This is a genomic window from Streptomyces sp. NPDC004752 (genome assembly GCF_053601275.1).
Genome location: NZ_JBSGBN010000256.1, coordinates 1 through 4,953 on the forward strand (window position 1 = coordinate 1; position 4,953 = coordinate 4,953).

A 4,953-nucleotide genomic window follows, 5' to 3' on the forward strand; every position below is an offset into this window, starting at 1 on the left:
CTGCTGGAACGGTGCCGGGCGGCTGGTGCGGCGATCCGGGCCCGGGTCGGCCCGCACGTGGACACCGTGCTCGCCGCCGTCGACATCGCCGCGATTGTCTTCACCGTGCGCCGCGCCTTCGCCCGTCGGCACATCCTGGCCGAAGCCCGCCGGCACCTGCTGGAGACCCTGCGCGGCCACGCCTTCCAGCCGGGTCTGGACGACTCCATCGCCGATGAGGCCTTGACCCGCCACAGCCGTCAGCACACCGTGCCTCAGAAAGGCCGGCGGCCCCCGTCGCCGGACCAGCTCACCTACACGGCCGACTTCCCCTGGCCTCACCGGTGGTGGATCGCCGGGACCGACGGCAAACCGCCCCTGGAATCGAGCAGGTACGAGCGGGCCCGGGTCGCCAGCCTCGCCCTGCAGAACGCGATCCACGCCGCCCGCACCGCACACCCCACACGGGACGAAGCCCCCGCCGCGACCGCATCAGCCACCGGGCACACCGACGACCCCAACAACAACCACGACCAGGCGGCGGCCGCGCCACACGCCGTCGACCACCCAGGCCGGCACGCCGCCCTCACCCCGGCGCAGCGGGCCGCCGCCATCCAGGCCCACCAGCAGGCCGCGATGCCCGAGCTGCTGGAAGGCCGCACGACCGACCCGGCGACATGGATGCACACGCCGAAGAACCTCGCCCGGCAGCCCGAGAACGGCGTGTTCCTGGTGGTGGGCGTGCCAGCGTTCTGCCAGGGTCCGGTCGGTGAACAGGGCCAGTCCGCGGGCCGTCTCGGCGGTCAGGTCGACGGCATCGAGGCCGCCGGCGGCCTGGACGAACTCCATCGCGATGTCGTGGAAGCGTGGCCGCGGAAGTAGGAGACGTGCGTGTCGTCGGGGGCCAGGGGCTGGCCGCTCTCGTCGGACGCGAGCGTGTGGGACGCCTTGCGGGACTCGTAGTAGGTGTTGACCTGCGGCTGGATCTCGGTGCGCATCGCGGCCCGTACGCGCTGCCGGTGCGTGGGTGCGTCCAGGCACTTCTGGTACGAGAAGGCGACCTTGCTGCCGTCGACCCGAATCGCCTCCGGGCCCTTGTGGTGACCGCGCGGGGTGGGGATGATCCGGAAACGGTCCACCCCCGGGCCGACCTTCTCCGCCGCGTCGGGGTGCATGTCCAGCAGGTCCCGCAGCAGCAGGTCGTCGTCCTCCTGGTCGACGACCTGACCGAGGCCGTAGCGGCCTAGGATCGCCTGCACCGCTTCCTGTCGGGCCTTCTTCGTCGCGTAGCGGCGCGAGCCGATCCAGACCTCGGGCACCTTCAGCTCCTCTGCCAAGCGGGTGACGGAAGCGCTCACGCTAGAGCACATCTCCCGGTCCGGACGGAGCTTCGCTCTTGCTGTCAGCCCGCCGGGGGACAGGGAGCCGATCGTGCTGCCGCTCACGGATAAATCGGGAGGACAAGGGGCGGTCAAGGGACGTAACGGGCACAGGTGGCGGGCGGTGGTCAGACCGCGGTCAAGGGGTGGCTTCGCACGGTGGCCCCGGCCCGCGCGTACATCCGAGTGCGGGCCGGACGACAGCCGCCCCGGCCCGCAGGCCGGAGAAAGCAGAGGACACCGTGCGCGCCGACCTCACGCCCGACCATGCCCACGAGCACCGCGCCGCCCGCGACCGCCGGGCCTCCGGCGACGTCGACCAGGCCCCGCAGGCCCCCTCCATGGGCCCCTTCATTGCCCCCTCCACGGCTTCTTCGCCCGCCGGGCGCATCAGTGCAGGTCAGCCCCGGCGGTCAAGGTCCCGCAGCGCGTTCGACAACTCTCCTAGTCAGACACCCAAGGCATGGAAGCCGACCGGAGTGCGAAGGAAGGAAGTGCTGAAGGCTCTGGGGATCTTCCAGAGGGCTACCGCTGATCAGCTCTGGCGGATGCTGCGCCCCGCCGACCGGCACGACCGGTGCACCCGCGACACCCTGAACGCGTTGAAGGAATCGGGCCTGACCCGGGTGGAGACGCGACTGGAGTCGGGACACCAGCTGTGGGTGCTCACCGAGAGGGGGCACAAGGAGGCCAAGCTGCTGCTGCCGAAGAGCGTACGGATCTCCGCGCTGCGCAAGCTGGAGTACGACGACGAAGGCCGGCCGGTGGAAGCCGACGGCTATGACGAACACGCCGCCGCCGTCACCTTGACCGCGGCCGTGCTCACCGGGGCCGGGTACGGCACCCCGCTGTCCTGGCAGACCGAGATCGCCCACCGCCTGCCGTACGGCTACACCCAGGACGCCGACCTGACGATGCGTGCCCCGGACGCCGGAGTGCCCGCGATGCTTCTGGAGGTCGACCGCGTCACCGAGCCCGTCGATGACCTGGTGGACAAGCTGCGCCGCTACCACGACTGGTTCGAGCTCCTGGCGCTGAAGGCCGACGCGAACAAGGAGAAGGCGGCCAGGGGAGCGGCGGTCCACGATTTCCGGCTGTGGTCGCGGATCTACCCGGCGACGGGCCGCGAGGGGTACGTGCCGGTGGCGTTCGTGTTCACGGGGAAGACCGCCGCGCAGCGTGCCAGCCGCATCGAGCGCCTGGAGCGGGCCGCCCGCACCTACTTCGCGGGCAGCCCTCACCGGGGTGAGGCGTTCACGGCTGTCGACTACCACCAGGCGGTGCCCGTGGTCGTCACCGAGCTGGAGCGGATCACCGCCGACCCGGCCGGGGCCGCAGGCCGGGTGTGGCGCAGGCTCGGGCGCGATGAGTGGCAGACGCTCTCCGAGGCGATGGACAACCCCGACGGCGAGCGGCTGTACGCGGTCCAGCTCCGGGAGGCCCGCCAGCGCCAGGCGGAGCGCGAGGCCGCTCACCGAGAGGCGCAGCGGCCGGTGTGCACGCAGTGCGGCACCAAGTTCACCGACGAACGCTGGCAGGAAATCAAGCGGTCCTCGTGGTCCGGCGAGTGGGACCGGCTGTGCGGGCCGTGCGCCAAGGAGGCCGCCGACCACGCGGAGGCGGAGCGCGTCGCGCGACGGCAGGTGGAGGAAGCCGAACGTGCGGCAGCCGAAGCGCCGGCCGTGAAGCCGCGCAGCCGGTTCGGCATTACCCGCCGCCGGTAGCCGGGGGCGGGTGCCTCCGGCCGGACAGGCCGCCCGGCGGGGCGGCTGCTGGCTGGAGGACGCCTTGCCCGTCGTCAGTACCTGTTTTCGAACCGCCAGTGCAGCGCCTGCCTGTGGCGGCCCTGCGGGAATGGAGCACGGTCGCCGTAATTCAGTTGCTGGTCAACGTATCGGTGAGTTGACTTCCGCCATGAACGACGCTCACCCCGCAGAGACCGAGAGTCCGGCCGCTGTACGCAGTACCGACAACAGCAACAGTGGGTCCAGCCCGACGTCGTTCAACGAACTCAACGACGTACTCTGGGATCTCACCGACCGGGTCTCTGCGATCCTCGGCGACGCCCTCGTAGGCGTCTACCTTCAAGGTTCCTTCGCCATCGGCGACGCCGACCTGTACAGCGACTGTGACTTCCTGGTTCCGGTGCGTCAGGCCCCGACGGCGGAGCAAGAGGTCGCGCTGAGAGCGTTGCATGACGAGATCCCCACCCGCCCCGGACACTGGGCCAAACACCTCGAAGGCTCCTACCCCGACCAGGACACCCTGCGCGGTCTCGACGGCCTCGGCTGTCCATGGCTCTACGTCGATCACGGCTCCCGCGAGATGGAATGGTCCACCCACTGCAACACCGAGGTCGTCCGCTGGACACTGCGCGAGCACGGCGTCACCCTCACCGGGCCCGATCCCGTTTCCCTGGTAGAGCCAGTCAGCCCCGCCGTGCTCAGGGCTCGCATGCGCGATTACGCACTCTACGACCTGCCCGACTACTACGGTGAGCATGGCTTCGACTGCGCCTGGGCGCAGCGCCTCGCGTTCGCCACGCTGTGCCGAGTCCTGATCACTCACGAAACCGGGATCGTGACCTCCAAGAAGACAGCCCTCCTCTGGGCGGAGGCCAACCTCCCCGCGCCCTGGTCCGGCATGGCCCGCCAGGTCCTCGACGACCGTCCCCTCGGCATCGATCCCAACGAACCACCACGCCCAGGCACCATCGAGCGAACCATGGCATTCATCACCTACGTCCGCGACCGAGTCACATCCCAGGACCGCGAGGGGCGTCCGTAAGGCACGGCGGCGGTGCACAACGGGTGCAAGACAGGGACGCCCCTGATGCCCCCTCTTCCAGACCAGCTCAGCTTGTTCTTTAAGAAGCCGTATCCCTATCGATCACGGGGACGGTTCTGGTCGAACGGGATGCCTGGTTGGGTGATCTTGGCTGGGTGAGCGCATGGAGGCAGGGCCTCCGGTGCAGCACGAGGGTTGCGAAGCCGACTCGAGTGCAGGGAGGCCCTGTTGTCCCAGTCTTGCGTGACGATGCTGTTCCCGTCCGACTCCCGCGTGTCGCTGTGTGATTGTCTCGCGCACCGGTTCGGGAACGCGGCCGACCGCCCGGAGAGGGTGCGTGCGTATCTCTCCGACATGACGGACCAGGAGTGGCGGGTGGTGCGCGACGCGATGCCGGTCCCGGCCTGGCTGGAGGGCCGGGGCGGCAGTTGGAGGGCTGTTGCCACCGGCAGATGCTGGATGCGATCCGGTACGTCACCGACAACGGGATCAAGTGGAGGGCGATGCCCGCGGACTTCCCCGCGTGGGACCGCGTGTACGCCTTCTTTCGCCGATGGCGCGAGAAGGGGCTGGCCAAGGAGTTCCATGACCGGCTGCGTGACAAGGCCCGTGAGGATCAGGGGCGGGATCCGGAGCCGACCGCGGCGATCATTGACTCGCAGTCGGTGAAGGGGGCCGCGTCGGTGCCCGCCGGCTCGCGTGGCTGCGACGGCGGGAAAAGGTCAACGGGAGGCGTCGGCACGTCATCACGGACAGTGTCGGTCTGCTGCTGATGGTGCTGGTGACGGCCGCGAACGTGACCGGCCGG

At 69.9% G+C, this 4,953-nt stretch carries 4 protein-coding genes and 1 pseudogene; 4 read left to right on the plus strand and 1 reads right to left on the minus strand.

Features of this window, described 5'->3' with window-relative positions; genetic code table 11:
• Positions 1 to 861 (plus strand): annotated as a pseudogene (locus tag ACWEKM_RS45800) (hypothetical protein); the annotation flags it as partial.
• On the opposite strand, the gene ACWEKM_RS45805 reads toward ACWEKM_RS45800, so the two are convergent.
• Complete coding sequence (locus tag ACWEKM_RS45805) at positions 783 to 1,316, minus strand: DCL family protein (RefSeq protein ID WP_451627245.1); 534 nt, start codon at positions 1,314 to 1,316, stop codon at positions 783 to 785. The pseudogene ACWEKM_RS45800 and the gene ACWEKM_RS45805 sit on opposite strands and share 79 nt — an antisense overlap.
• A 536-nt stretch (positions 1,317 to 1,852) precedes the next feature.
• Here ACWEKM_RS45805 and ACWEKM_RS45810 point away from each other — a divergent pair.
• The 3 genes from ACWEKM_RS45810 to ACWEKM_RS45820 all read left to right on the plus strand — a co-directional run bounded on the left by ACWEKM_RS45810 (position 1,853) and on the right by ACWEKM_RS45820 (position 4,918).
• Positions 1,853 to 3,082, plus strand: a complete 1,230-nt coding sequence (locus ACWEKM_RS45810) for a replication-relaxation family protein (protein WP_451627246.1) — start codon at positions 1,853 to 1,855, stop codon at positions 3,080 to 3,082.
• A 190-nt stretch (positions 3,083 to 3,272) separates the two neighbouring features.
• The gene (locus ACWEKM_RS45815; RefSeq protein ID WP_451627247.1) at positions 3,273 to 4,145 is read left to right on the plus strand and encodes an aminoglycoside adenylyltransferase domain-containing protein; all 873 of its coding nucleotides are present in this window, start codon (positions 3,273 to 3,275) and stop codon (positions 4,143 to 4,145) included.
• Between the two features lie 452 nt (positions 4,146 to 4,597).
• Positions 4,598 to 4,918, plus strand: a complete 321-nt coding sequence (locus ACWEKM_RS45820) for a transposase (RefSeq protein WP_451627248.1) — start codon at positions 4,598 to 4,600, stop codon at positions 4,916 to 4,918.
• Positions 4,919 to 4,953: the final 35 nt, after the last annotated feature.